This is a genomic window from Streptomyces cellostaticus, from assembly GCF_001513965.1.
Classification (GTDB): domain Bacteria; phylum Actinomycetota; class Actinomycetes; order Streptomycetales; family Streptomycetaceae; genus Streptomyces; species Streptomyces cellostaticus.
Map to the genome: position 1 here is coordinate 1 of NZ_KQ948095.1, position 4,949 is coordinate 4,949.

Consider the following 4,949-nt stretch of genomic DNA (forward strand, 5'->3'; position numbering starts at 1 on the left):
ATCCTGGGTGGGCTCTTCAACGATCACGTGGACGTTGGTGCCGCTGATCCCGAACGCCGACACACCCGCCCGCCGCGGACCGGAACCCGCCGACCACTCGCGAGGCGCGGTCAGCAGTTCCACCGCCCCGGCCGACCAGTCCACATGCGAGGACGGAGCGTCCACGTGCAGGGTCTGGGGCAGCATGCCGTGCCGCATCGCCTGCACCATCTTGATCACACCGGCGACACCGGCAGCGGCCTGGGTGTGGCCGATGTTCGACTTCACCGACCCCAGCAGCAGCGGCCGGCCCTCCGGCCGATCCTGACCATACGTCGCCAGCAGCGCCTGCGCCTCGATCGGGTCACCCAGCGCCGTACCAGTGCCATGCGCCTCCACCACATCAACATCGCCCGGCTGCAACCCCGCACTCGCCAACGCAGCCCGGATCACCCGCTGCTGCGAAGGCCCATTCGGCGCCGACAGACCATTACTGGCCCCGTCCTGGTTGACCGCACTGCCCGAGATCACCGCCAGCACCCGGTGCCCGCGCTCACGGGCATCGGACAGCCGCTCCAGAACCAGGACACCGACACCCTCGCCCCACCCGGTGCCGTCGGCCGCCTCCGCGAACGGCTTGCACCGGCCGTCGCCAGCCAACCCGCGCTGCCGCGCGAACTCCGTGAACGTCCCAGGCGAGGCCATCACGGTGACCCCGCCGGCCAGGGCCATCCCGCACTCCCCGGACCGCAGCGCCTGCACAGCAAGGTGAATCGCCGTCAGCGACGAGGAACACGCCGTGTCGATCGAGACGGCGGGACCCTGCAACCCCAGCGAGTACGCCACCCGACCCGACGCCACACTCGCCGTAGTACCGGTCAGGCCAAAACCACCAGCACCGTCCTGCTCACCGATCCGGTACCCGGACGCGATGATCCCGGCGTAGACGCCGGTGTCGGTGCCACGCAGCGAACCCGGGGCAATCCCCGCGTCCTCCAGTGCCTCCCAGCACGTCTCCAGCAGCAACCGCTGCTGGGGATCCATCCCCAACGCCTCACGCGGACTGATCCCGAAGAACTCCGCATCGAAATCACCAGCGCAATCCAGGAAACCGCCCACTTGAGCATAGGCCGCGCCCTCATCGCCCGTGTCAAACGCAGCTGCCGCGTCCCAGCCGCGGTTCGCCGGGAACCCCGACATCGCATCGGCCCCTGCGGCAACCAACCGCCAGAAACCCTCCGGGTCCTCGACTCCCCCCGGGAATCGGCAACCCATCCCTACGATCGCTACCGGTTCCTGCTCGCGTGCCTCTATCTTCCGCAGGCGTTCCTTGGTCTCGTAGGAGTCGGCCGTTACCTTCTTCAGGTAGCTGAGGAGCTTCTCATGCTCTGTCATCTCAGTCATTGGATTAGGAAACTCCTAGCTCTTTAGCAATAAAGTCAAAGACTTCATCAGCCGAGGCCGACTCAAGTTTCTGTGCCGCCGTGTTCTCCGCCGCCGGCTCCTGGTCGCGCATCCATTTCGATAGCACGGTCCGCAGCCGAGCCGTGATATCGGAGCGCATTTCGCTGTCCGCGGGTACCTCAGAGAGGATCGATTCCAGCTGAGTGAGCTGGGTGAAGACCGCCGGTTCCACAACCACATCCGCAAAGATCTCCGGGCACAGGTGCCTGGCGAGTTCGGCCGGTGTCGGGTGGTCGAACACCAGGGTGGCGGGAAGACTCAGGCCCGTCTCGCTTGCGAGCCGGTTGCGGAGCTCCAGCCCGGTCAGGGAGTCGATACCCATGTCACGGAAGGCCCGCTGGGGATCGATGTCCCCGGGGCTGGCATGGCCCAGAACGACGGCGACAGCGGCCCGGACGATCTCCAGGACTTCCTGCTCACGCTCGGCGGGACTGAACGCGGCCAGCCGGGCCGCCAGGCCACCCGCGTCCGCGGCCGTGGCCACGGCCGCGGACGGGCGTGCGGAGACACCACCAGCAGCCAGACCCCGCAGCAGCGCGGGCACCGGCCTTCCTCCGCGGGAGAACGCGGTCAGGTCCAGCCGGGCCGGGACCGCCAACGGCGCACCCAGCGCGGCGGCGGCCTCGAACAGCGCGAGGCCCTGCTCGGTCGTCAGCGGCTGGACACCGCCACGGCGCAGACGGGAGAGGTCAGCGCCGGCCAACTGCCCGGTTATCTCCGAGGTCTGAGCCCACAGCCCCCAGGCCAGCGACTGACCAGCCAGGTGCCGGTCGCGGCGGTAGGCGGCCAGCGCGTCCAAGAACGCGTTGGCCGCGGCGTAACTCCCCTGACCCGGGCTGCCCACGCTGGCTGCAGCCGAGGAGTACAAGACGAAGCCGGCCAGGCCCGCGCCCTCGGTCAGCTCGTGCAGGTTCCAGGCCGCATCAGCCTTGGCAGCCAGGACAGTCGCCATGCGCTCAGGTGTCAGCGACTCCACCGTGGCGTCGTCGATCACACCGGCGGCATGCACCACCGCCGTCAGCGGCCGCTCAGCCCCGATCTTGGCCAGCACCGAGGCGAGGGCGTCGCGGTCGGCGGCATCGCCGGCCTGCACTCGCACCTCCGCACCCGACTGGGCCAACTCCGCGACCAGACGGGCGACTCCCGGCGCGGCCGGGCCGCGCCGCGACATCAGCAGCAGGTGCCGCATGCCACGGGCATCCACCAGGTGCCGGGCCAACTCCCCGCCCAGCGTTCCGGTTCCACCCGTGACCAGCACGGTGCCCTGCCGGTCCCACTCGGCCGGGACGTTCAGCACGACCTTGCCCAGCTGTCGGGCGGCCTGCAGATACCGCAGCGCCGCCACAGCCTGCGACAGCTCGAAACACGTCACCGGCGGCGGAACCACCGTGCCCGCGTCGAACATGCCTCCGAGCTCGGCCAGCATCTCCGCGATCCGCGGCTCACCGGCGTCCATCAGGTCGAAGGCCTGGTAGACGACCCCGGGGCAGATCTGGGCGACCTGCTCGGGGTCCCGGATGTCGGTCTTGCCCATCTCGACGAACTGGCCACCGCGCGGCAGGAGCCGCAGCGACGCGTCCGTGAACTCCCCGGCCAGGGCGTTGACGACCACGTCCATACCCTCGCCACCGGTCACGGCCAAGAACCGCTCACAGAAAGCCAGATCACGAGTGGAGGCGATGTGGCTCTCGTCCACGCCCATCGCCCGCAACGCGGACTGCTTGGCCGGGCTGGCGGTCGCGAAGACCTCCAAGCCCCATGCCTGGGCGAGCTGCACCGCAGCCGTACCCACACCACCAGTACCGGCATGAATGAGCACCCGCTGCCCGGGACGGACCCGGGCCAGATCCCGCAACGCGTAGAACGCGGTCAGGAACCCTACCGGCACCGCCGCGGCCTGCTGGAACGACCAACCCTGCGGGATGGCGGCCACCATGCGGCTGTCCACGATCCCGACCGGCCCCCAGCCCGGCACCAGACCCATCACCGGCTGACCCACAGCCAGACCAGTTACTCCGGGCCCGGTCTCCAGGACGATCCCGGCGCCTTCCCCGCCAAGGACCCGGCCGTCAGAGACCATCCCCAGACCGGTCACCACGTCGCGGAAGTTCACGCCCACCGCTCGCAGGCCCACCCGGACCTGACCCGCCAGCAGCGCAGTCTCACTCTCGGGAGCTTCGACGACAGCCGCACTGCCCAGGTCACCCGGCTGGGCGACCTCAATCCGCCAGCCCGTACCACCGGGCAGCTCCAGTTCCCCGGACGCACCGGCCCGAGCCAGCCGCCGACCGAACGCCACCACGCCCCCGCCGTCAGCAGCGGGACGGATGCAGACCTCGGGATCGCCGGCGTCCAGTGCCACGGCCAGGACGGTGTCCACGTCGGCGTCGTGGGTGGGGTCCAGGCCGGCTGACGGGTCGACATCGACCAGCAGCAGACGGCCCGGGTGCTCGGACTGCGTGGAGCGGATCAGGCCCGTCACCGCTGCGCCGGCCAGGTCCTGCCCGGCGGCCACGCCCTGGGTCCAGATCACCAACCGCGCGTTGTCGGTCTCGGGATCGGCGAGCCACTGCTGCACCCAACCCAGCACCGTCGCGGCAGCCAGCTGAGCCGCCTGCGGCGCCGACGTACCGGACGGGGCAGCCGGCACGGCCGCAACAACCACGGGAGGCAACTCAGACTCGACCGACTGGCCGTGCCGCACCCACTGCACGACGGCATCAGGTGCCTGCGCCGGCAGCGGGATCCAGTCCACCGTGAACAGCGACTGCCGCACCTGCCGACCAGAGCCGCTGAGCTGACCGGCCGAAGCCTCACGCAGCGCCAACGACCGCACCTGCAAGACGGGTTCACCGACAGCGTCAAACGCCGTGACCGAGACGCCGCCCGCCCCGCGGGCCAGCACCACTCGCAGGTGGCGGGCACCGCCCGCCAGCAGCCGCACCCCCGACCACGCAAACGGCAGTCCCGTCCCACCGCCACCATCGCTGGCGGCCAGCAGACCGTGCAGAGCGGCATCGAGCAGCGCGGGATGCAGACCGAACCCGGCCACGTCGGAGTCAATGACCTGGGGCAGCTCGGCTTCGGCGTAGACGGTGTCCCCGGCCCGCCAGACCTGACGCAGGCCCTGGAACGCCGGCCCATAGCCGTAACCGCGCTGGGCAAACGTTTCGTAGGCATCGTCGACCGGAACCAGCTCCGCACCGGCCGGGGGCCAAGCCGCCAGCGGAGCCGGGACAGGCTCACTGCCAGCCGGAGCCAGCACGCCAACGGCGTGCCGAACCCATTCGCCCTCTCCCTCGCGGGAGGAGACCGTCACCGTCCGCCGACCACTGTCGCCATCACTGTCACCGACCTGGACCTGCAACTGCACGCCACCAGAGCCAGGAAGGACAAGCGGCTCCTGGAGCGTCAACTCCTCCAGCGTGCCGCACCCGGCCAGATCCCCGGCGTGGACCGCCAGGTCCACAAACGCCGTGCCGGGCAGCAGGACCGTGCCGTGGAGC

2 protein-coding genes and 1 pseudogene are annotated in these 4,949 nt (G+C 70.2%); all 3 read right to left on the reverse strand.

Annotation, left to right across the window (positions count from 1 at the left end; all coding sequences use genetic code 11):
* Positions 1 to 1,374: type I polyketide synthase (locus tag AQI88_RS42130; protein WP_208616099.1), on the reverse strand; the 1,374-nt coding region annotated here is incomplete at its 3' end.
* Between the two features lie 13 nt (positions 1,375 to 1,387).
* Positions 1,388 to 4,708, reverse strand: a complete 3,321-nt coding sequence (locus AQI88_RS42135; RefSeq protein ID WP_341849534.1) for an SDR family NAD(P)-dependent oxidoreductase — start codon at positions 4,706 to 4,708, stop codon at positions 1,388 to 1,390.
* Between the two features lie 96 nt (positions 4,709 to 4,804).
* Positions 4,805 to 4,912: pseudogene (locus AQI88_RS49260) on the reverse strand (hypothetical protein); the annotation flags it as partial.
* Positions 4,913 to 4,949 lie beyond the last annotated feature (37 nt).